This is a genomic window from Rouxiella aceris (assembly GCF_012933545.1).
Classification (GTDB): domain Bacteria; phylum Pseudomonadota; class Gammaproteobacteria; order Enterobacterales; family Enterobacteriaceae; genus Rouxiella; species Rouxiella aceris.
Window position 1 is genome coordinate 166,265 of the sequence record NZ_JAADJU010000005.1, and the last position, 22,879, is coordinate 189,143.

At 52.8% G+C, this 22,879-nt stretch carries 21 protein-coding genes; 5 read left to right on the forward strand and 16 right to left on the reverse strand.

Translation table 11 applies throughout. The features are described 5' to 3' along the window. Positions 1 to 328: 328 nt before the first annotated feature. A complete protein-coding gene (locus tag GW590_RS10965) occupies positions 329 to 1,873 on the forward strand; it encodes a methyl-accepting chemotaxis protein (RefSeq protein ID WP_169403095.1) in 1,545 nt (514 codons plus the stop codon). An 88-nt stretch (positions 1,874 to 1,961) separates the two neighbouring features. On the opposite strand, the gene GW590_RS10970 is transcribed toward GW590_RS10965, so the two are convergent. After that, positions 1,962 to 2,432: a MarR family winged helix-turn-helix transcriptional regulator gene (locus GW590_RS10970; RefSeq protein WP_169403096.1), complete on the reverse strand. Its 471-nt coding sequence runs from the start codon at positions 2,430 to 2,432 to the stop codon at positions 1,962 to 1,964. Positions 2,433 to 2,502: 70 nt separating this feature from the next. On the opposite strand from GW590_RS10970, the gene GW590_RS10975 reads away from it, so the two are divergent. Beyond that, positions 2,503 to 3,438 carry a quinone oxidoreductase family protein gene (locus tag GW590_RS10975; RefSeq protein ID WP_169403097.1) on the forward strand — a complete coding sequence of 312 codons (936 nt, stop codon included), beginning with the start codon at positions 2,503 to 2,505 and terminating at the stop codon, positions 3,436 to 3,438. 151 nt (positions 3,439 to 3,589) lie between these two features. Here GW590_RS10975 and GW590_RS10980 read toward each other — a convergent pair whose 3' ends face one another. The 14 genes from GW590_RS10980 to GW590_RS11045 all read right to left on the reverse strand — a co-directional run bounded on the left by GW590_RS10980 (position 3,590) and on the right by GW590_RS11045 (position 18,607). Further along, positions 3,590 to 4,558, reverse strand: a complete 969-nt coding sequence (locus GW590_RS10980; RefSeq protein ID WP_169403098.1) for an ABC transporter ATP-binding protein — start codon at positions 4,556 to 4,558, stop codon at positions 3,590 to 3,592. A gap of 5 nt (positions 4,559 to 4,563) precedes the next feature. Continuing rightward, positions 4,564 to 5,550: an ABC transporter ATP-binding protein gene (locus GW590_RS10985; RefSeq protein WP_169403099.1), complete on the reverse strand. Its 987-nt coding sequence runs from the start codon at positions 5,548 to 5,550 to the stop codon at positions 4,564 to 4,566. A gap of 2 nt (positions 5,551 to 5,552) precedes the next feature. Further along, on the reverse strand, positions 5,553 to 6,494 hold the full coding sequence (gene opp4C, locus GW590_RS10990) for an oligopeptide ABC transporter permease (RefSeq protein ID WP_169403100.1): 942 nt from the start codon (positions 6,492 to 6,494) through the stop codon (positions 5,553 to 5,555). Next, positions 6,494 to 7,453: an ABC transporter permease gene (locus GW590_RS10995; protein WP_169403101.1), complete on the reverse strand. Its 960-nt coding sequence runs from the start codon at positions 7,451 to 7,453 to the stop codon at positions 6,494 to 6,496. The genes opp4C and GW590_RS10995 overlap by 1 nt, the downstream gene beginning before the upstream one ends. Positions 7,454 to 7,532: 79 nt before the next feature. Then, a complete protein-coding gene (locus GW590_RS11000; protein WP_169403316.1) occupies positions 7,533 to 9,137 on the reverse strand; it encodes an ABC transporter substrate-binding protein in 1,605 nt (534 codons plus the stop codon). Positions 9,138 to 9,490: 353 nt separating this feature from the next. Continuing rightward, positions 9,491 to 10,768 (reverse strand): OprD family outer membrane porin, encoded by a 1,278-nt coding sequence (locus GW590_RS11005; RefSeq protein ID WP_169403102.1) that lies wholly within the window; start codon positions 10,766 to 10,768, stop codon positions 9,491 to 9,493. A 128-nt stretch (positions 10,769 to 10,896) separates the two neighbouring features. Beyond that, positions 10,897 to 12,300: an FAD-binding oxidoreductase gene (locus GW590_RS11010; protein WP_169403103.1), complete on the reverse strand. Its 1,404-nt coding sequence runs from the start codon at positions 12,298 to 12,300 to the stop codon at positions 10,897 to 10,899. 27 nt (positions 12,301 to 12,327) lie between these two features. Next, the gene (locus GW590_RS11015) at positions 12,328 to 13,143 is read right to left on the reverse strand and encodes an ABC transporter permease (RefSeq protein ID WP_169403104.1); all 816 of its coding nucleotides are present in this window, start codon (positions 13,141 to 13,143) and stop codon (positions 12,328 to 12,330) included. A gap of 4 nt (positions 13,144 to 13,147) precedes the next feature. Continuing rightward, positions 13,148 to 13,975 carry an ABC transporter ATP-binding protein gene (locus GW590_RS11020; RefSeq protein ID WP_169403105.1) on the reverse strand — a complete coding sequence of 276 codons (828 nt, stop codon included), beginning with the start codon at positions 13,973 to 13,975 and terminating at the stop codon, positions 13,148 to 13,150. Beyond that, the gene (locus tag GW590_RS11025; RefSeq protein ID WP_408014933.1) at positions 13,972 to 14,886 is read right to left on the reverse strand and encodes an ABC transporter substrate-binding protein; all 915 of its coding nucleotides are present in this window, start codon (positions 14,884 to 14,886) and stop codon (positions 13,972 to 13,974) included. Before GW590_RS11025 ends, GW590_RS11020 begins: the two co-directional genes overlap by 4 nt. An 82-nt stretch (positions 14,887 to 14,968) precedes the next feature. Beyond that, entirely contained in the window at positions 14,969 to 15,850 is an 882-nt protein-coding gene (locus GW590_RS11030; protein ID WP_169403107.1) for a creatininase family protein, read from the reverse strand. 21 nt (positions 15,851 to 15,871) lie between these two features. Further along, positions 15,872 to 16,342: a RidA family protein gene (locus tag GW590_RS11035; RefSeq protein WP_169403108.1), complete on the reverse strand. Its 471-nt coding sequence runs from the start codon at positions 16,340 to 16,342 to the stop codon at positions 15,872 to 15,874. Beyond that, positions 16,332 to 17,612: an amidohydrolase family protein gene (locus GW590_RS11040; RefSeq protein ID WP_169403109.1), complete on the reverse strand. Its 1,281-nt coding sequence runs from the start codon at positions 17,610 to 17,612 to the stop codon at positions 16,332 to 16,334. The genes GW590_RS11035 and GW590_RS11040 overlap by 11 nt, the downstream gene beginning before the upstream one ends. 20 nt (positions 17,613 to 17,632) lie before the next feature. Further along, entirely contained in the window at positions 17,633 to 18,607 is a 975-nt protein-coding gene (locus GW590_RS11045; protein ID WP_169403317.1) for a PDR/VanB family oxidoreductase, read from the reverse strand. 213 nt (positions 18,608 to 18,820) lie between these two features. Between GW590_RS11045 and GW590_RS11050 the strand changes: the two genes are divergently transcribed. Further along, complete coding sequence (locus tag GW590_RS11050) at positions 18,821 to 19,744, forward strand: LysR family transcriptional regulator (RefSeq protein WP_169403110.1); 924 nt, start codon at positions 18,821 to 18,823, stop codon at positions 19,742 to 19,744. 390 nt (positions 19,745 to 20,134) lie between these two features. Here GW590_RS11050 and GW590_RS11055 read toward each other — a convergent pair whose 3' ends face one another. Further along, on the reverse strand, positions 20,135 to 20,707 hold the full coding sequence (locus GW590_RS11055; RefSeq protein ID WP_169403111.1) for a TetR/AcrR family transcriptional regulator: 573 nt from the start codon (positions 20,705 to 20,707) through the stop codon (positions 20,135 to 20,137). Between the two features lie 326 nt (positions 20,708 to 21,033). On the opposite strand from GW590_RS11055, the gene GW590_RS11060 reads away from it, so the two are divergent. Both GW590_RS11060 and GW590_RS11065 read left to right on the forward strand, forming a co-directional pair. After that, entirely contained in the window at positions 21,034 to 21,816 is a 783-nt protein-coding gene (locus tag GW590_RS11060; RefSeq protein ID WP_169403112.1) for an SDR family NAD(P)-dependent oxidoreductase, read from the forward strand. A gap of 131 nt (positions 21,817 to 21,947) precedes the next feature. Continuing rightward, positions 21,948 to 22,766, forward strand: coding sequence for an oxidoreductase (locus tag GW590_RS11065; RefSeq protein ID WP_169403113.1), 819 nt, complete (start codon positions 21,948 to 21,950; stop codon positions 22,764 to 22,766). The last annotated feature ends 113 nt before the right edge of the window (positions 22,767 to 22,879 follow it).

Below are 22,879 nucleotides of genomic sequence, written 5' to 3' on the forward strand. Positions count from 1 at the left end.
CAACTCCTCATAGCCAATTGACTTAAAAAAGAAAATTGCCATTTAAGTCACCCTATATTTCCCCCCCGCGGATTGATAATCATTATTGTGATCGTGCTCTTACTTATAGACAAGGAACTCAAGGGGTTAAGAATATCGCCGAAAATAACCCCTTAGTTATTAGAAAGTTAATTTGTTTATAACAAAAAAGGGATATTTTAAATCTATCTATCGTTTTTAACGATTAACTTGTTTTTTTTAACTTCCGATAAACACATAGAGCCGCGGTCTGATACCAGGGGGGCCGACACGTTACCCGACATATAAAACAACAACAGGGGATCTCGTCATGAAATTATCACTTGCCCATAAACTTTGGCTCCCGCTGATCGTGGCGCTGGTGTGCCTGGCCGGGACATTATTCTATGGCTCGGTAAAGGTTAAGGAAGACCAGCTAACACTGAGGAAAAACGAGTTACGTGACGTTTCGCAACTGGCTCTTGGCGTAGTTAAAACGCAGGCCGGCCTTGCAGACAAGGGGCTGATTTCACAAGCGGAAGCGCAACAGCGCGCGGTCCAGGCCATTAAAGATTTGCGCTATGGCGAAACGGGGTATTTTACCATACTGGATAACCAGGCACAGGTCATTATGCACCCAATCAATGCAAAGCTAATTGGTAAAGGACCTGATATTGCTGATGCTAATGGGGTCTATTTTTTCAGAGATATGGTGGCCGTCACTAAAGACAACCAGGCCGGTTATACTGCCTATATTTTCCCTCGCCCGGGTGATACAAAAGCGCTGCCGAAAATTGCCTATAATATTCCCTGGTCGCCCTGGGGATGGATAATTACTACCGGCCTGTATGTTGATGATATTGATGACGCGTTTTTAGTATCGCTTTATCATAATAGTATTGAATTTATTGCCATCAGTATTTTGCTGTCTGTTCTGGTGTATCTGATTAATCGCGGAACATTGCGTACTCTGGGCGGAGAGCCGCGCTATGCCGTTGAAGTCGCCGCCCGTATTGCCTCCGGGGATCTTACCCAAGAGGTGGATAAAAAAGCCGGGGACAGCACAAGCCTGATACATGAGATGGGGGCTATGCGCGAGCAACTGACTACGGTGATTGAAGAGATCCGCAATGGTGCTGAAATGATCAATACCAGCACTCAGGATATCGTCGCCGGAAACCAGGAGATAGCTGCGCATTCTGAGCAGCAGGCTATCTCGCTGGAAAGAACCTCCTCCAGCATGGAAGAGATCACCGCTGCCGTAAAACAAAATGCGGAGAATGCCGGCCAGGCGCGCGAACTGGCTCGTGGCGCAGTGGACATTGCCTCACGTGGTGGCGAGGTGATGCAAAGTGTGAATGACTCAATGAACGGTATCTCGGAAAGCTCCAATAAAATAGCCAGTATTATCGAGGTGGTAAACAGCATCGCGTTTCAGACCAATATTCTTGCGCTGAATGCGGCGGTGGAAGCGGCCAGAGCCGGTGAGCAGGGTAAGGGATTTGCCGTGGTCGCCAGTGAGGTGCGCAGTCTGGCATTACGCAGCTCGCAGGCGGCGCAGGAGATAAAAGGCCTGGTGGAAGAGTCTGTGGCTCGCGTCAACAGTGGTTCTTCACAGATTAAAATCGCCGGCAGCAATATCGACGATATGATCGCGGCCGTGCATCGCGTGGCAGATATTATGTCGGAAATCTCTGTAGCGACAGATGAACAGAGCAAGGGGATTAGCCATGTTAACGAAGCTATTGTGCAGATCGATTCGGTGACTAACCAGAACTCGGTACTTGTGCAGCAGGCGGTGGTCGCGGCAAGCGCGCTGGCGGAACAAACCCGGCGTCTGACGGAAACCGTGGCCTTTTTTGATACTGGCCGATAACAGCGATACAGATAATAGTCGGGTCCGATAACATCCAGGTTCCCGACTATTTGCTTTGCTGCCCGCTACGGCCTGATCCTAAATAAGTTCAGCGTTCCAGTTGTGTAAAATCTGCAATAAACTTCTTCAGCAGCCTTTCCAGTTCCGTACGTTCTTCCTCGTGCCAGGTATTGAAAATACGGCCATAAATTTGCACCCGCGTGGCGTCAATTTTATCGGTCATCACTCTTCCCTCTGCAGTGATAGCGGCTTCATTGATGCGCTTGTCATGGGCATTTTTCTGCCGCTGTGCCAGTCCGGTTACCTCCAGTTTGGCCAGCTGACGACTCACCGTGGTGTAATCACGACCTACTCGGTCAGCGAGTTCTCCTACGCCAATGGGACCAAAGCGGCCGATTAGCACCAGCAGCGGAAACAGCGCGCGATCAAGATGAATAGCGGAGTCTTTTATTAGTAATTCATCTCGTTGCGGACGGTTAAAAGTGCCAACGATGGTCAGCAGCGCATCATGTAAATCTTCGTAGGTGGTAATTTTATGTGTATTTTGCACGCTTTTCATTGACGATATCCGAACGCAAGAATAATGTGTGCATTATACACTTATTGTTGATTAACTAAAGGGTCGAAAAATGAAAGCAGCTATTGTTAACGGGGCAGGGGAAACGCCGGTTTATGCGGACTTTCGTGAGCCACAGGCGGACGATCATCATGTGGTGGTCAGAGTAAAAGCGGCGGCCATCAGCCAACTGGCCAAAGCGCGCGCGGCCGGAACCCATTATAGCTCGGCGATAGCACATCCGTTTATCGCCGGGATTGATGGTGCCGGTTATCTCAGTAGCGGTGAGCCGGTCTACTTTCTGGCATTCAGTTCTCCCTGGGGCAGCATGGCGGAGCAAACGCTGGTTGCGGCCCAGGCGATAGTGCCACTTCCGGCGACGCTGGATCCGCTGATAGCGGCGGCCATTGCCAACCCCGGTATGTCTTCCTGGGCGGCATTAACCCGCCGGGCACATTTACGCAAGGACGAAACGGTACTGATTAATGGTGCTACCGGTACCTCCGGCAACCTGGCGGTAAGGATCGCTCGTCATCTGGGGGCCGGGAAAATTATTGCCACCGGGCGCAATCTTCAGGCGCTGGAGAAACTCCGTACTGAAGGCGCGGATATCACCCTGACGCTGGATCAATTACCCACAGAACTGCCCGCTTTGATGGAGCAGGGCATCGACGTGGTGTTGGACTATCTCTGGGGGCAGAGTGCACTCGATATCATGCTGGCCGCCGTTGCCGGTGGCGATAAGGTGGTGCGCTTTGTGCAAATTGGTTCGCTGAGCGGTCAGGAAATTTCCCTGCCCAGCAAATTGCTACGCTCATCTGGGCTGACTCTGATGGGCAGCGGTCTGGGTAGCGTATCCAATACTGAACTGTTGGCGTCTATCGGCGAGTTTCTGCAAGCCGCTGCGCTGCGTGATTTCTCCATTCCCTTCCGTCAACGGCCATTAAGTGAAGTCAATGTTGCCTGGAGTGAAGATGATAGCCGCTGCCGCACGGTGTTTACTCTCTGAAGACTCTAAATCGTACTGACTTTGTTCTGGAGGCTGCACATGCTGCCGCAAGCGAACAGCTTATATGCCCAGTGCAGCTGCTGATGACGTTAGGGGATTTAGAGGGGGCATTTAATTTATCTAAACCCCCGGGGTTATAGCCTCGCAGAATTCACACTAAATGACAGGCTACGCGATGGCCTGCTTCGCCAACATCACGCAACTGGGGTATCTCGCGGCGGCAGCGTTCCGTCGCCTGCGGGCAACGGGTGTGGTAGCGACAACCGGCAGGCGGTTTTGACGGATCGGGAATTTCACCCTGCGCCATGGCCAGCGGTTTGCTATCAGGATCAAGGGTCGGTACTGCCGCCAACAGCGCCCGCGTATAGGGATGCAGTGGCTGGCGGAACAGGGTATCGCGTTCGGCGGTTTCTACAATCTGTCCGAGATACATAACGGCAATGTCGTCACAAAGGTGCTCCACGACGCCCAGATCATGGGAGATAAACAGAAAGGTGACACCATGGTCGTCACGGAGATCGGAAAACAGATTGATGATTTGCGCCTGTATCGACACATCAAGCGCCGATATTGGCTCGTCGGCAATGATAAAATCCGGCTTTAAAATCAGCGCACGGGCGATGCCGATCCTCTGGCGCTGGCCACCGGAGAACTCATGCGGGAAGCGATTATAATGTTGCGGCGACAGCCCACAAATCTTCATCACTTCATCCACTTTGCCTCGCAGTTCTGCCGCTGAACAAAGTTTATGAGCCAGCATGGCTTCGCCAATAGCGTCGCCAATCCGCATCCGCGGGTTTAACGAGCTGTAAGGGTCCTGAAATACCAGCTGCATTTTCGGACGCAGCGCGGTTAGCTGTTTAGAGGTTAGCGACTGCAAGTCCACACCACGGAATTTCACGCGGCCAGCAGTTTGCTCGTACAGTCCCAGCAGGCTTCGGCCAACCGTGGTTTTACCGCTGCCTGATTCTCCCACCAGACCGAAAATAGAGCCTTGGCGGATCTTGAAGCTGACACCATCCACGGCGCGCAGCAGGCCGGTTTCTTGCCCGAACAGACCATCACGTATCGGAAAGTGTTTTTTGAGGCCTTCGACCTCGATTAAAAACTCTGTATTCATTTCTGTCACTCTGGCTGTAAAACCGGGACCTGACCGCTGTAGAAACAAGCCGCCTGGCGGTATTGTCCCTCTAGCGGTGGAATGCCCTGACGGCAACGTTCAGTGGCTTTCGCACAGCGGTCGTTAAAGGCACAATAAGCCGGTAACGCGGCGAGATCCGGCACCTGACCCGGTATCGAGTAGAGCCTGCGCCGACGCTCACCCGGAACCGGACGCGAGGCGATCAGTCCCTGAGTGTAAGGGTGCAGCGGGTTACGCAACACATCGGCCACCGGCCCCTGTTCCACCACCTTTCCGGCGTACATCACCACCACATGGTCAGCCATCTGGGCAATTACCCCCAGATCGTGGGTGATCAGCATCAGCGCCATTTGCTGGCGTTGTGCCTGATCGCGCAGTAATCCAAGGATCTGTGCCTGCACGGTGACATCCAGCGCGGTGGTCGGCTCATCGGCAATCAATAATTTTGGTTTGCAGCTCAGCGCCATGGCGATCATCACCCGCTGTAACATGCCTCCGGAAAGTTGATGCGGGTAGCTTTTCATCAGGCTTTCAGCTCGTGCCAGGCCCACGTCGGTCAGCAATGCCGTCGCTTTTTGCCACGCAATTTTCGGCGTATCACCCAGATGGCGGATAAGAGGCTCAACCAACTGCTCGCCAATGGTGAGCACCGGGTTAAGGGCGCTCATTGGCTCTTGAAAGATCATGGCCAGCTGGTTGCCGCGTAAATTCGCCATCTGGGATTGGCGCAGGGTCAGCAGGTTCTGTCCCGCAAACAGGATCTCACCGCCGTCGATATGTGCCGACTGTGGCGGTAGCAGGCCCATCAGCGACAGGGCGGTGACACTTTTTCCGCAGCCGGATTCACCCACAATACCCACGGTCTGCCCGGCCATAACGTCAAAGGTGACATCCTGTACGGCACGCACTCTGCCTGAATCGCTGGCAAACGACAGTGACAGGTTGTTAAAACGTACTAAAGGTTGCGTCATCGTCAGCCTCGCTTCATTTTGGGATCGAGGGCATCACGTAAACCGTCGCCCAGTACGTTGATCGCCACCACGGTGAGGAAGATGGCAATACCCGGTGGCATCCACAGCCACGGACGGCGCTGGAAGTCGATCAGACTGTTGGCGGCATCCATCATGTTCCCCCAGGACGCCATGGGCGGCACCACGCCTAATCCCAGATAGCTGAGTGCCGATTCGCTAAGAATGGCATTCGCCACGGCCATTGTGGCCATCACCACCAGAATTGGCACCGTATTGGGCAACAGATGGCCAAAAATACGACGCCTCGCCGAGAGTCCCAGCACCTGCGTTGCCAGCATAAAGTCACGTTCGCGCAGCGAGAGAATTTGTCCGCGCACCAGACGTGCCAGCTTCGGCCATTCCAGCAGACTCAGCATGACGATAACCATGTAAACCCGAGACTCTGGCGAAAAATCAAGCTCCGCGAGCATGGCACCCATGACAATGAGCAACGGCAGGCTGGGAATGGTCATCATCAGATCCGCCAGGCGCATAATCAACTTGTCGGTTAGTCCCCCGGCATAGCCGGAAAGCGCACCGAGCAGGTAGCCAAGTGTCACCGATAGCAGCATGGTCAGCAGGCCGATGATCAACGAAATTCTCCCGGCCAGCAGTAATCGGGTGTAAATGTCGCGGCCGAGAAAGTCGGTGCCCAGCCAGTGCCGGGTACTTGGCGCTTTGTTGATGATCAAGGCGTCAGTGGCTTCATCACGCCATGGCGAAAACATCGGGCCGAAAATGCACCACAGTGCCATGACCGCAAGCAGGATCAGGCAGAACATTGCCAGCCGGTTACGTCGCAACGACTTCCATGCCTGATGTAAAGGCGACGGCGTCACCTGGGCCAGGGCTGGTATTTGCGCTTTGCGCAGGCGGCGCTGACGGCAGAAAAGGCTATTTAACATCAAGACCTCACCCTTATCCGCGGATCTGCCCAGGCATAGAGCACGTCGGCGAGCAGATTACCCAGTATGGTCAGCACTGCCAGAAATAGCGTAAAGCCCATCAACACCGGGTAGTCGCGCGCGGCCAGCGAATCAATTTGAATATGACCGGCACCCGGCCAGTTAAAAACCTTTTCGGTGATCAACGCCCCGGAAAACAGTCCCGGCAGCTCGAAACCCAACAGGGTGATTATCGGTAACAGCGCATTGCGCAAAGCATGTTTGAGGATAACGCTGCGTTCACGCAGTCCTTTTGCCCGTGCAGTGCGAATAAAGTCCATACGCACGACGTCGAGCATACTGGCTCTGAAATATCGGGTCAGACTGCCGGCCTGCAGCATGACCAACGCCAATACGGGCAAAATCAGGTGGGCACCAACCTGCATCACCCAGCTCCAGCCCGTGGCATCACTGCCGGTATTGGTCATGCCGCCCACCGGCAACCAGTGGAGATCCACGGCAAACCATTTGATCAGCAACAGACAGAGGAAGAAGGTGGGGAAGGACATTGCGGCGAAAATCACCACGCTGACCCCATGATCGAATAGTGAATAGGGTTTTATGGCCGATACAATGCCAACCGCCAGCGCGATGCTCCAATAAAGGATTAAGGCAATCACCGCCAGCAGGAATGAGTTCCAGATATACTGATTAAGCAGTTGGCTGACCGGAATTTGATATTGCAGTGAAAAACCGAGATCGCCGCGCAGTAACAGGCCAAGCCAGTGCAGGTAGCGGCTTAGCAGCGGCTGATCGAGACCATAAAGCGCTTTAAGCTCAGCAGCGCGCTGCGCCGTCAGGGTGACGTTGCCATCAATAAAATCACCGGGGGTTAGCGCAAACAGCATAAAGATCAACAACGAGGCAAGGAATAGCATCGGGATGGTCTGCAGCAATCGTCGCAGAATGAAATTTCTCATGACTTTCTCATTACCGCTGCCGGAACGTATACCGGCAGCGGCTTTGGTGCTGATGATTTAACAAGGCACTATAGCGCCATTATTTGACGATTTTGACGTCCGGTAGGCTGCCGGTAAGGCCGTTATAAATATCCGGTTTGAAACCGGTGACGCGGGCGCTGCTGGCAGAAAGAATTTTACGGTTAGCCAGCAGGATCACTGGCGGATCGTTAGCCAGCACCTGATACAGTTGGTGATAAATCGGCTTACGTTTTTCGATATCCAGCTGGGCGTTGCCCTCATTGATCAACTTATCAACTTGCGGGTTGTGGTAACCCCCATGAGTCGCGGCCTCGGTGCTGTAGAAATCCCAGACACCATCGTGCGGATCGTTAAGGGTGCTGGTGCTGAAGGAGGCCAGGTCGTAATTGCCTGACTTACGCTGTGACATCAGCGCATTAAAGTCCAGCACCTGGGGTTTTAGCAGCACGCCAATCTGGCGGTAGTTTTCTTTGGCAATGGGGATCAGTGCATCGTTGAGCACTTTTTTACTGACCAGCAGCGTCAGTTCAAGACGTTTCCCGTCTTTCTCGCGAATGCCATCGGCACCCACTTTCCAGCCCGCTTCCTCGAGCAGTTTTTTCGCCTGTTCAGGATTGTATTTATACGGGTTAACATCTTGAGCGTTATAGGCCCATGAAATCGGGGCTATAGGTTCATTGGCCACTGAACCATAACCTTGATAAACCGCATCAATCAGTTGCTGACGATCAAGACCGTAGATCAGGGCCTGACGAACTTTCACATCCTGCAGGGCCGGACGTCTGAAGTTAAATTCGATTTCGCTGTAATCACTGGAGCCATAAAGATTGATATTGGCGAAGCCGAGCAACTTTAACTGTTCGATATCATCGGGACGTGAAGTAAAAGCGTCATAATCCGTTTCGCCGGTCTGGAACAGCTGGAAATTGGTGGACGGGTTGGTCACCCGATAGATAAAGCGCGGCGTGGGCGGGACACCTTTGTAGTAATTTGGATTGGCGTGGAAACGGATCTCCTGGCCGGGAATGTATTTGTCGTAAATATAGGGTCCGTTGCCAAGGGGTTTGCCGTGCAGAGTGCGTAAGGTGTCGAGGTTGCCGCGGCTGTAACCTTGGCCGTAGTAGGCTTTCGACAATACCGGCCCACCGATTTTCTGCAATGTGGTGGCACCCACTTCGCTGGTGGTCACCTGCAGAGTTTGCGGGTCGATAACTTTCAGGCCGCTGACGCTGTCCGCTTTTCCTGCCTTGTAGTCATCACCACCAACGATATGTGCGAGGGAAATGTCGGTATCCCCGTCGTATTTCGGGTCATAAAGCACCGTCAGCGTGAAAGCCACATCTGCGGCAGTAAGGGGCGATCCGTCACTGAATTTCAGGTTGGGGCGCAGTTTGATGGTGTAGGTCTTGCCATCCGGCGTAACCGTCCAGCTTTCTGCCAATCCGGGCACAGACTCACCGTGACTGTTCCAGTCAATCAGTCGGGCGAAGATTACGTTAGTAACATTTTCATCCCAGCCATTAACGAAGAAGTAAGGATTGAATATCCCCTGCGGTTCCGAAATACCCGCTACCACCGTGTCTTGACGCAATTTGGCGTTGGCCGGGATTTGGCTGGCGTCAGTCGCCGGGGTAATTCCCTCGTTGAGCAGTTCGGCAGCCATAATGCCAGAGGAGAATAAAATCGTTCCGCACAACAAGGCGATTTTCAGCGGCGTAAAGTGTGACAACCGGCGGGGTTGAAAATGTTGTAGAGACTTTGCCAAATGACATTCCTCATCAAGGGATTAGTTGATTGATATACAAAACATGACAAAGAGTAAGGTCGTGTTTTCTGATTGTCTAACAACGAAAAAATATGGCTTATAGCTAATTTGTACTTGGAACGTGCTGAATAAGGCGAAGGGTGTGGCAGGTTATGCTTTGGATGGGGGTATAAGGGGAGACGTTGGTCTTTATTATTGACAGCGGCCTGCAAAACAAGGCCGCTACGGTATTAGGCTAAACCGATTTTTATTTAAAAATCATATTCTAACGCCAGGCGGTTCTGCCAGAAATCTTTCTCTGATGTTGAGGTAGTCTGCACGCCTGCAAAGTCTGTAATGCTCAGCCCTTTGAGCACACCATCGAAACTGTAGGTGCCATACACCAGATACTCGGACTGATTGCTGCTTGACGCACCCGCGCTGGCGGTTAAATCCATAAAGGAGTAACGGCTGCCCAATGAGATGTGTTCGCTGGCAGTCCAGTTCAGGTCGGTTGAGTAAGCATTGCCGCTGCCGAGATCCTGAGTGCTGGTGAAGAAGGGTTGTGCAAAGTACGGGCCGGAAGAGGTGTTGTGCGCGTAAGGCGTCACCAGCGCACCGTTGCCGTAAGCATTAGCATTGGCAGCGATATGATCGTAATTTAGCGACCATTTCAATACCGGGGTAAAGTTCATCGCAAACTGCGCGCCGTAGCTGGTGCTGTTAACTTCACCAGCCAGCGCTTTGCCTTCGCTCAGGCCACGAATAAACTGAATGCCGATCTTTGGCTGGGAGGCAATGTCTGACCACGACAGAAAGCTGTCGCCATACACCATTTTGCTGTAGTTGTTGTAATCCTCGTACCACAGCTGGCCATTAAGCTTTTTATTATCAAACTTGGCGGCGCGGCCGCCGCCGATACCCCACATGCCGTTGGTGGTGCCATCGGCGTCAGTATAGGCCGTGGTGTCGAGGAACTGGTCGTCGCCCCAGGGTTTATAGCGGGTGATTTTAGTGGCGTGCAGGAAGTTGTCACTGTCTCCGTAGTTGGCGTCAACGCCGCGGAACAGAATCGGGGTGATGCGCCAGTCGTAGTCGCCAACAAACGGGATATTAATACGCTGATCACCGGCAGTAATGCGCAAGTCCTGATAGTGCCAGCTCAGATAGGCCTCTCCCACACCGGTCTCGTTAGGGCCAAGCTCGGTAATCAAATGGTCATCGTTATGAGCGATACCGCGCTGGAAAATACCGCTGACGCCAAGGCTCAGGCCGTAATATTCCGCCGTGGCATACTTCACGCTGCCGCCGTAGCTGACGGTGTCCTGAGAATAGCCCGGTACGAAATACGCATTGTGGGTCGAATAATACAAGGTACGCAAACTGCCGGTTACCGATCCGCAGGTGAACATTTCGCTCAGGGAATCCGCAGTACCCGCGCTGCAACCAGAAGCGACCGGTGTAGCCGCCAGGGCGTGACCCATTAGCAGTGCCTGAGAAACGACAATGGCACCCAACTTTAGCGTAAAGTTGAATTTGTTACTTTTCATTAATATCTTCCTGTCAAAAAATATAAGCTGTTCAGCCGGCAGAAAAGACGGCTAATAATTTTTTATCGGGTAATACGCAACCGTTTGCCACGCTGTTTTTTTATAAGCGGGGAGGATAATAGTTATTTTTATCTGTCAGTCAATAAAAGAGGATCATTATTTAAAACCAAGGTGTCGCGAACTTCCCAGCCCCTGAGCTTGCCGGGGTTAAGTAACCCGTTGGGATCAAGAGATTTTTTCACGGAAACTACTTCGGATTTAATTTCTCCCTGTTTACCATCTTCAATTTTATATACATGCGGGTTATTTATTTTTACGTCATTATCACGGAAAGTAACCATTATTTCATTCAGTCGTTCTTCGCTGGAATAACGTACTAATTGCAATCCGCTGGCGGTTATATTTCCATCATTGTCGCGCAGGAATTCAATATGGGAAATAACTTCATCGCCGAATAAAGCAGCCATATCGATAATCTGCTGACGATAATTTGTATAATTAAACGCCGTCTGCAAATAAGTGAGGGAACTGTCAATTTTAAGCGCGTGCAATGTGGTGTGGTTCCAGCAATATTCCATCAGGGAGGTATTGGTTTCTCGCGCCTCGGCGGCGGATTGGCGCACCGCGCTGTGCCCGCGATATTTCTCCAGCAAATTGCTGCCAACCCCTTCACTTTCTTCAGCAATGACACTGATGACCGCGTGCTGATGTGCCTGATAATGGCCGTTCAGATGGGTGAAATAAGTCGGGATCGGCGCGGCAAACAGTGCCAGCTGGCGTTTTACCAACCCCGGGGATCGGGCAATGGCGTTGGCATAATCCAGTGCGTCACTAAAGTCATCGAACACGTCCAGCCGTTCTATCCATTGGTGAACAGGTGCCAGCGCCAGCTCAACTTCAAGCACGATGCCATTGCTGCCATAGGCGTGATGCAGCAGCAGCGCCTGCGGGGCAGGAATATGCAGAATACGCGGCTCGGCCTCCATGGTCATGACTTTGACACTGAGTACATTGCCTGGCGCACCCAGCGGGCCATAGTTGATGGAGCCAATACCGCCGAAGCCGCCGCCGTAAAGACCGCCGAGGGTGGCAAGCCGGTAAGTTGAAGGCATGCAGCGCAGCTCCCAGCCAGTCGGGCGGGTGATGGTTTCAATCTCGGCCAGACGGCTCCCGGCCTGTGCACGCACCACGCCATTACCCGGTTCACCGATCTGATTGAATCCGGTCATATCCACCAGAATGCCGCCTTGCAATGGCACCAACTGGCCATAGTTGCCGGTGGCACCACCGCGCAGGATCAGCGGTAACTGATGCTGAACGCAGGCTTTAACCACTAAACTCAACTCTTCTTCGTTGCGTGGCCTGACCACGGCATCTGCCTGTTTATCTTCCAGTTGCTGTTTCAGAATCGGGCTGAACCAGTGAAAATCGCGCGAAAGGCGTTTGACCTTTGTCGCCTGCAAAGTCCAGTCGAGATCGGGAAGCGCCTGCTGTATCAGGGCAAGCGCCAGCTTACGTTGTTCACTGTCCATATTTTCCTGCCTAAAGAGTGGATAATGTTAATGAGATTGCACGGCTTCGCTTTCATGCCACGCGCCCAGAACGCGTCGGGTGATCCACGACATCACGCCAAACAATGCGATACCGGTGAGTGAAATTAACAGCAGTGCGGCAAACATCAGGGGAATGTCCAACTGATAACCCGCCTGCAATATCTGGTAGGCCAGACCGGTGTTGTTGCCGCCAGTGCCGGCAACAAATTCGGCGACCACAGCACCAATCAGCGACAGACCGCTGGAAATCCGCAGCGCGCCGAAAAAATAGGGCAGGGCAAAAGGAATGCGCAAACGGATCAGGATCTGCAAGCGGCTGGCGTGATTCAACTGGAAGTAGCTCAGCAGACCAGGCGATACACTCCGCAGCCCCTGGGTGGTGTTGGAAATAATGGGGAACACCGCCATCAGCGTCGAGCACACCACCAACGACAAGGTGGTATCTTTGACCCAGATAATGATCAGCGGAGCAATGGCCACAATGGGTGTCACTTGCAGAAACACGATGTAAGGAAAGATCGCGGTTTCAACAAAGCGGTTTTGCACCAGCACGAAGGCCACCGCTGCGCCGATGATGGTCGACAGCAAAAACGAAATCAGAGTGATTTTCAGCGTAAACAGCAGCGACATCATCAGCGAGCCCAGATTAGTCCACAGGCTTTGTAGCATCACCAGCGGTGACGGCACCAAAAACTGAGGGATTTTGAAATAGCTCACCCAGCCTTGCCACAGCAAAACCACGACGATCGCCACCACCGCCGGATAAAGAACTTTGCGAAACGTGGGGTTATTGATCCACGGTGAGGATTTTTGCGTTTGCATACCGTTACTCCATACCCGATTGGCTGGCTTGCAGCAGGCTATCTTGCAACTGCTTCGCATAGCGTGAAAAACCCGGACTCACACGGAAATCTTCGCTGCGCGGGAAGGGCTCGCTAATGGCGATATCTTCCACCACCCGGCCTGGCCTTGCGGCCATCATGATCACCCGCTGCGAGAGAAATACTGCTTCATGAATCGAGTGGGTGACGAACAGCACCGTCAGTCCCTGCTCACGCCACAGGCGCAACAGATCGCTGTCGAGCTTGTTGCGGGTTATTTCGTCCAGTGCGCCAAAGGGTTCGTCCATCAGCAGCAGTTTTGGACGTGTCACCAGCCCGCGGGCAATAGAGACGCGCATCTGCATGCCGCCCGACAGTTCGCGCGGCAATACATTGGCAAATTTCCCCAGCCCCACCAGTTCCAACGCTTCGCTGACGCGGGTGTTGGCTTCGGCACGAGAGACGCCCGCAAGATCCAGCGGTAAACGTACGTTGTTATGCACCGTGCTCCATGGCATCAGCGTGGCTTCCTGAAACACAAAGGAGAGCGGCAGCTGCGCTTTTTCACGGCTGTCGTGACGCCACAGCACCAGCTTGCCGTCGCTGGGTTCAACCAGACCGGCGACCATTTTTAATAGCGTACTTTTGCCACAGCCCGACGGACCGAGCAGGGTCACGAACTCCCCCTGATTAATGGTGAGATTGACTGGCAGAAGTGCGCGCGTGCCATTGCTGTAAATTTTCTCTGCCGACAGCACCTCGATGGCTGCCACCGGCGGCGGATTTGCTGAGCGGACATGGCTCATCATGGTCAGTTTGGGCGCTGAATTCATGGCATGACCTTCGCGTCTTTAATCATATCGAGGGTATAGGTCTGCTCAAACGGCACTTTATCGGCATCAATCAGTTTGTTTTTCACCAACATGTCCCAGGTCTTTTTCAGACGCGGTTCAGTGATAATGCCGATACCAGCGGTTTGCGCATCGCCGCCGGTGACCAGCTCATACTTTTTCATTTGCGCGATGCCGAAAGCGATCTGGTCGGCTCCCATTCGCGGGTTGTCCTTGGTGATCAGCACATTGCCTGCTGTCGGATCCTGCAAATACTCTTTCCAGCCCTGCATGGAGGCTTTGACAAAGGCGGCTACCGCAGCCGGGCGTTTTTTGACGGTGTCGGCCATGCAGATAATCGAGTTGCCATACGGCGGGTAACCCCAGTCGCTGAGCATGTAGACATAGAAAGGTTTACCGCCTTTTTCGACCGAGAAAGGCTCCGAGGTAACATAGCCTTGCTGCACCAGATTATTGTCCGCCAGGAAAGGCTGCACGCTGAAGGTGTAAGGGCGGATTTTGGCGCTGGCCAGCCCCAGCTCACTCTTCGCCCAAGGCCAGAAGGAGGTGTAGGCCTCGGTAGCCAGCAGGAAGGTTTTATCTTTTAACTCCTGCGCCTTTTCTACTTTGTCATGGCTGATAAAGACGGTTGGTGAATGCTGGAACACCGTTGCTATCGTCACGGCGTGGACGCCAGCCTGCCAGGTTTCCAGCGCCTGACCGTTATCGCCGAGGGTACAGTCAGCCTGACCGGCAGCCATCAGTTGCATCACGTTAACCTGCGGGCCGCCCATTTTGATGCTGACATCCAGCCCTGCCGTTTTGTATAACCCCTTGGCTTGTGCCTGATAAAAACCGCCATGCTCCGCCTGAGCGTACCAGTTTGTGAGAAAGGTAAATTTCTCTTCTGCCATGCTGGTGGTAGAAACCCCGGTCAACAGCAAGGCGAGCAGGGGGTAAGTGGATGTACGCCGTGTTTTCATGGTAAGAGTTCCTTTATTTAGAGGCAAAAGATGACGAAGGTGGAGTAAAAGTGGTTTGCACAAAACCGTTCCAGTGGTGTTTTCCCCAGGTTGGCTCGCTGCGGGTTTTCCATTCCATATGGTGGATTTCAGCGATCGCTTGTGCCCAGCTTGCCGCCAGCGAGTCGAGGATCGCATGTCCCTGTTCGGCAGTTGCCCCGGTCGGGTCGCCGATAACGCCGCTAGGGCCAAAATCATAGGAGACCCAGGCGGCGGCAGGGCGGCCAGATGACAGGGTCGGGCAAGGAAATTCCGGTGGATAATTGGCGACCGCGTGTTCGATGTGGACACATTCCGGTGCCAGTGCCAGCATCACTGCTGTTTCGCTATGACCGGCGTGCATTGCCATTTTCTGCTCCTGTGCGCTCAGGAACTGGTTTTCAACGTTGGGCACACGAAACACGTCGTGGGGGATCATAATCATGTCGCCGTGACGCAGGCGCATTTCCCGCGATGCCATTTGCAGCACCTGCGGCTGCCCGCCGTGGCCATTAATCATCAATAATTTGCGGAATCCGGCGCGGTACAGGGACTCGGCAATCTCTAAAATAGTTTGCAGCAACGTATCACCGGTCAAGGTCAGCGTGCCGGGGAAATTCAAATGTTCATCCGATTTGCCGTAGGTAATTGGCGCAATGGCATAAGCCGGGATCGCTTTTGGCAGCCGTGCCAACGCATGACCCGCCACCCCGGAAGAGATCACGCTGTCAACCGAACACGGCAGATGCGGACCGTGTTGCTCGATAGCGCCGGTCGGCAATACGATCACGGTATTGGCCTTGTCTGGCAGGGCAGCAATCGCCGTCCAGCTCAGAAAGGGGAGAAAACGCTCTGCGGGAATATAGCCGTTAATCATGCGGTGCCTCGTCGTCGGACATTATTGGGTTAAGCGGGATTGCGGTAACCAGGCGGTGGCTTCAACTTCAATCAGCACCTCGGCGCTGGGCAGCATTTCACTGACTTGCACTACGGTAGAGACCGGCGGTTGTCCGGGGTAAAAAAGCTTTCTGACTCGGCTGTAGTACGGGAAGTGATCGAGATTGCGAAAGTACTGCACCAGCTTGATCACATCACTCATTTGCCCTCCGGCCTCTTCAATCGTGTAGCGAATGCTTTCCAGCACATACCAGCTTTGCGCCAGAATCGGCCCCTGTTTGGCATCGGTGGAAAATTCGCCGGTTTCACCCAGCAGCAGGCGTGCTTCCACTGGGATATCCTGAAAACCGCGGACGATAGTCGCGCTCTGCGGGTTGACGGGAATAATGCCGGAGAGAAAGACAAAATCACCGGCGCGACGCCAGGCGGCATATTTGGCGAGCGGTTTACCCGCTCCGCTTTCAAGACTCATGGGATAACTCCGCATTCCAGGTACGTTGCCGGGTCAGCTGGCCGTGGTTGATAACCAGACGGGCTGCACTGTTTAAAGGCCAGGTCGCGCTGTCGCTGCCCGGGAAGATGATCAAGCTGGCGTCGCTGCCGACGGCCAGCGGAAGGGTTGTCTGTTTCTGGCCGGTCAGTGCCGCCACATCGCAAATAAGTCGCGACTGCTGGTCAAAGACATTTGCCAATTGCAAGGCAAACAGGGCGCAACTTAGCGTATCCAGTGGGTCATAGCTGCCTGCCGGACAAAAGGCATCTTGTACGTTGTCGCAACCGAGCAGCACCGGAATGCCCGCTGCCTGTGCTTCCTTCAACAGGGTGATGCCACGCTGGCGCGGCGTACGCTGAGGGACGGCGTCCTGCAACAGCAGGTTGGTCATCGGCAGCGTAATCAGCGTGACAGGTTGTGCTGCCAGCAAGGTCAACACCTCCTGCGCCTGTTGTTCACTGCCGGAGGCCAGTGCACAGCCGTGGCTACAGCAGATGTGGCCGCTAAATTCATTTTCTGACAAGTAGCGCGCCAGCCAGGTCAGGCCGTTTGCCACCGAAGTCAGCTCCTCGTCAATGTGCAGATCCAGATCCAGTTGCCAGCGTGAGGCGCTGCGCATCAGGTTAGTCATCGCCGCCGGATCCCAGTTTGAGGAGTGGATAAAGCCCCCCAACAGACTGTGCTTGCCGCTTTGTGCGACCGTGCGGGCGATACGGTCAGCCGCTTCGGCATCAGCGAAGAAGCTCAGCGGTGCCAGAGCAACTCGCTCCAGCGTGACACCCGGCTGCACGATATTTGCCAGTTCAAACCAGGCCAATGGCGGAATGACGTCGAACCAGTCAATGTGGGTACGCAAATGGGTCACGCCATTAGCGGCCGCCCACGCCAGTCCCTGTTTTGCCCGCTGATGGAGGTCGGCGGCGGTCCAGTGTTGACGGTCTTGATGCATTGTTTCAATGGCGGCCAGCAGACCGGGTTTTGACGGGCGGCTGCGGCCAATGGTGAATGTTTTATCGAGATGTGCGTGCGGCTCAATCAGCCCCGGCAGCGCCAGTGCGCCATGAAGGTTCCATAAATCATCCTGCCGTGGCCGACTGGGCATCAGGGCCGAAATTTTGCCCGCGTCAAAGCGCAAATCAGCCGTCACCGGTTCACCAGCATGCCGTGGCCAGTTGCCGGGAAGCAGCCACGCAGGGAGGCGAATATTAGCAATGCCGTTAAGCGATGATGCGGACGTTGGGGTGTTCATCTTGCGGCTCCGTGGTGATATTACAGGTCAAGGACCAGAACGGGACTTTTGGATCGCGAACAGCACAGCGTAATTTGCCTGTTCTCGGTTTTTTCTTCTTCTGTCAGCACCGAGTCCCGATGATCCGGAATACCGTCAATAACGTCAGTGATACAGGAACCGCAAATACCCTGTTCGCACGACAACATAATATCGACTTTAGCGCTTAATAAGACTTCGGCAATGGTCTGATTAGGGCCCACTAAATAACGTTGCCCGCTGGAGTTAAGCTGGATATGAAATTCCAGCCCGTCACTGTTATGAGTTGAATTTGCGTTGCTGAAACGCTCAAAAGATAATTGGTCGGCTGACCAGTAATGCTGTTGCATAATTGCCTGCAAACGCTGAATAAAACCGTCCGGACCGCAGGCAATCACCTGGGTATTCTGATCGGCAGCACAAAGACTCGGCGGCGTTTTGTGGCGCAGGGAATCGTTTGCTTCGCTGTAATGCAAAAAAACATGCTTCGCCAATGCCGGCGTGTTTAAACGCGGTAAAAAAGCCGTTTGATCTTGCGCTGAAAGATAATAATGCAGTTCAAATTCAATCTGTTGATAAGACATCTGTTCCGCCATGGTCAGCAAGGGCGTGATGCCGATACCGCCAGCAAACAGCAGATATCGCCCGGCGTCGGGCAGCGGAAAATGATTGCGCGGTGCAGAGATTGTCAGATTATCGCCAACCCTGAAATGATGATGGATAAAGTGCGATCCACCGGTGGAGTTTTCCGCCAGTTTTATGCAGATTTCATAATATTCCCTGTTACTTTTTTCGGTGCAAAGAGAATATTGACGGGGGCCAATATCAGGAATGAAAACGTCAATGTGCGCGCCGGGTGAATGCACCGGTAATAATCCCCCTTGCTGCGCAATAAGCTGCAATGAAATATTCCCCTGACCATTGATATCGATCGCCTTGATCGTGACAGGAATTAATGCGGCATCTTTCATCGTTATTTACCGTTTTACTTTGCTGAGTCATTTATAAAAGGGACATTCAATTCGTTCGCCGCACAAATCGTAGTTATCAAACCAGTAACTGCACTGCGTTGGCTTGATGAAGGTGAAACGATTGTTCCCATTGCAATGAAAGCTACGTTATTGTTATAAAAGTGTTGCGTCCAGCACTTTGATTCGCACATCCCGTTGCATAAAAGAGAGCACTAAACTATGTTCGCATTCTCCAGGTTTCTGCTGTACTTCACTGAGGTTGCCCGCCAGGGATCGTTTCGCAAGGCGTCGGAAACCCTGCATGTCGCCGCGTCGTCGATTGACCGGCAGATACTGCGGGTTGAAAAAGAACTGACGATACCGCTGTTTGAGCGCCACCCCACCGGCCTGCGGCTGACCGCAGCCGGTGAGCTGTTGTTACATGCCGCCAACAACTGGAAAAAGGATTTTTCTCGCGTCTGTGAACAGATTGACGACCTGCGCGGGTTGCGCCGGGGACATGTGCGGATTGCCACCATCGATGCCATCAACCGGCAGTTTTTCTCGGCGATGCTCAAGAAGGTGCATGTCGATTATCCAAATATCTCATTCACGTTGATGACCATGAACAACGTGGATATTCAGCAGGCTTTGATATCGGGCGATGCCGACTTCGGGCTTATGCTGAATCCGCAAAGTTCCAGTGAGTTGCAGGTGCGGGCCTTTGCTGAAATTGACCTCGGTATTGTGGTGCCGAAAGGGCATCCGCTCGGCGGCAAAAGCGGTATACGTTTCAATCAATGCATCGAATACCCTTTTATCCTGCCTTCTGCACCGCTGATGCTTGCCGAGCCGGTTCAGGCACTGATGAACATCAACGGCAACATGATTAATGAGGTTGCGGTATCGAATAACATCCATATGATCCGTTCCCTGATTAAAGAGAAAATTGGCATCGGCATTCTGTGTTGGCTCGACATCATGGATGAGGTACAAAACGATGAGCTGCAGTTTATCCCGTTGACCGATCCACACTTAAAAACCTTCACGCTCTCATTGTGTGTTGCCCCTTCCAGACAGCTCTCTCTGGCCGCCTCGATGATGCTTAAACAACTGGAGATGCTATTTAGCCAGATTCAGCCAGCCGACTACGCCAGGCATTGATTTGCACTTATCTGGTGCTTCACGCGCTGTTGTGAATCAAAGGTTGCAAAGCACAACCCGCAGATCCTCTTGGATAGCACTAAGGCTGGGTTGGCATCCTTTTTGTATCATGAAAATGAACAATAAGAATAAGCAGCCTGCGGCGTTATTTAATTGCCTGCCGGCTGGCGCAGCGTTTATCGCAACAAGAGGAGATATTAATGACTATTGCACCAAAACTGGAAGAAAAAGCACGCAAGGAAGGGCAGGAAAGGGCGCCATGCCGAACGGCTGGAAGCCCGACTTGAAATCGCTTGCGCTATGCTGAGCAAGGGGATGGATCACCGCATGGTTATCATGCACTCAGAGGCGACCAGTAAATTGGTGAAATAATTTTTTTGAATCAATAAATTACTCTGAAATTTTGCTCTCATGGACTTGCTGACCAAGCATTCGGGAGCGGCAAATATCCAGAATCTCATCTGCCAGGGCGGAATCATCAGGGCAGGCACGGGACAGCACCAGGGCACCTACAAGATGGGCAATAGTATCGATCAAGTCGGCACGTGTTTCGCCTCCCGCTCCATTTTCATTGGTTAACACGGCCAACTGGCGTTCAATTCCAGCCGCAAATGTCGCCTTAATTGACTCAGATTGACGGGCCGTATCGGTACCCAGTGCCGACATCACACAACCCTTTCCCATAGCATCGCGATGCTGGCGGGAGAGATAATATTCAACAAATTTTTCCCGGTTTACACCCACCGTACTTTCTGCAGATCGCATAAAACCGCAGTTCATCGCCTCAGACATCAAATCAGCTTTGGAACCAAAGTGCTTGTAGAACCCGCCGTGAGTTAAACCTGCCGCTGACATCAGTTCCGCGACACCTACACCGTCATAACCTCGCTCACGAAACAGCACTGAGGCAGTCTCCACAATACGCATTCGGTTTTCACGAACCTGCTCTTTAGAAACTTTCATCGTTTCCACATCCTTCCCTAAAAATTTATGTCACAAGTATACATTGATGATGATCATAATCAAACCGTTTGACTTTTTAGATTATGATCATCATCATTGCGTTTGTGTCTCCAGTTGCCACTTAGCAAGGAAATCAACATAGCGAACCGACCATTTTTTCAACTTTACAACCTGGGGCCACGAGTGGTTCCTGAGACGTTTTGTGGCGGTGGCGCGAAAGGGGACATCACTTACCGAGATCAGCAAGGGGAGCCGCAGGTGCCACGGCGCTATCTGGATCGCATATTGCGGATTCTGTTTACTCACCAGGAAAAGAAGATCAACTTATGACCAAATCAACAGTCCTTATTACAGGCGCTTCTACGGGTATTGGTGCTGTATACGCCGAAAGGTTTGCACGCCGGGGGCATGACCTCGTGCTGGTCGCTCGCGACAAGACAAGACTTGATATCCTTGCAGATCGTCTGCGACAAGACAGGGGTATTTCTGTCGATGTGCTGCCTGCCGACCTCACGCAAACGAGTGATTTAGCCGCGGTCGAAGCTCGCCTGCGTGAAGACACACGGATTGGCATTCTTATCAATAATGCGGGTATCGCGCAGTCCGGCAGTTTTGCAGAGCAGACGCCTGATTCAATTGAAAGCCTTATAGCGCTTAACGTCACGGCCCTGACAAGGCTTGCCAGGGCCGTGGCGCCACGATTTGTGCAAGCAGGGGAAGGCTCGATCGTTAATATCAGTTCCGTCGTAGGCCTGGCCCCGGAATTTGCAATGACGGTTTACGGTGCAACCAAAGCCTTTGTGCTTTTCCTGTCCCAGGGCATGAATGTAGAGCTGTCATCCAAGGGTATTTATATCCAGGCGGTGCTCCCTGCCGGCACTTACACGGAAATTTGGGAACGTGCGGGTATCGATATCAGTAACTCGGCAAAATTCATGGAAGTGGGCGAGTTAGTGGATGCCGCACTGGTTGGTTTTGATCGCCGTGAACTCGTTACCATCCCGCCGTTACATAATGCCGCACGCTGGGACACCCTCGATGCTGCGCGACAGGCTCTGTTTTCTGACATCAGACAGGATGAAGCTGCCGAACGATATAAAGCACTTTAGTCAATAAGGTGCACTCTGCAGAACGGTCTTTTGGCTGTTCTGCAGAGAGGCAAATCCACTAGACATTCCTTGTAGCCCGTCTTCTCATCACCAATGAGAAACCCAAACAACTTATAAAGGCCTTTTTCAGCATGACCAATAAACGTGTAGCACTTGTGACGGGGGCCTCATCCGGCATTGGCGAGGCGTCGGCTAACAAACTGTTAGCGGCGGGTTATACAGTGTACGGCACGAGCCGGCGCAGCACACTGCCTGGTGCACACCCCTTCCCTTTACTGACGCTTGATGTGACGGACGATGCTTCTGTCGAAGCCGCCATTGATGAGTTGCTGCGCTTGGAGGGGCAGATCGATATTCTGGTGAATAATGCTGGCTATGGTATTGCTCCGGCTGCTGCGGAAGAAAGTTCCATCCAACAGGCCAAGAATATTTTTGACACCAACTTTCTGGGCATAGTCAGGCTGACGCGTGCAGTTGTCCCTCATATGCGCCGTCAGGGCAGGGGGCGCATCATTAATATCGGTTCGATATTGGGGATCGTTCCGTTGCCGTATGTGGCACTTTATGCTGCCAGCAAGCATGCCGTTGAAGGGTATTCGGGCGCACTGGATCATGAACTGCGTACGCAGGGCATAAGAGTGTCTGTCATAGAACCTGCCTACATGAAAACACAGTTTGAAAATAATAATATAGAGCCTGACGCAAAGCTGAAAGAGTACGACCAGATCCGGGCGAAGCTGGCGAAAGTGGTTGGCAAGGCAATAGCCGAAGCGGAAAGCCCAGAAGTGGTGGCTGACGTGGTGCTTAAGGCTGCGCAGACTTCTCGTCCAAAGTTGCGCTATACGGCGGGAACATTGGCCGGAAAATTGAATTTTATTCTCAGGTTTGCGCCTGCATCCATCCTGGATAAGGTGGTGCGCCAAAGTCTTCAGTTGGATGCGAAAGAATAACAAAGTGAAATTTTTATCGATAAACATGACAGAGTACGCAATACATGAATGATAAGACTGCCCTGTATTCCGTTGATCAAAACATTGTATTGTGAGTGATAATACCTTCGACC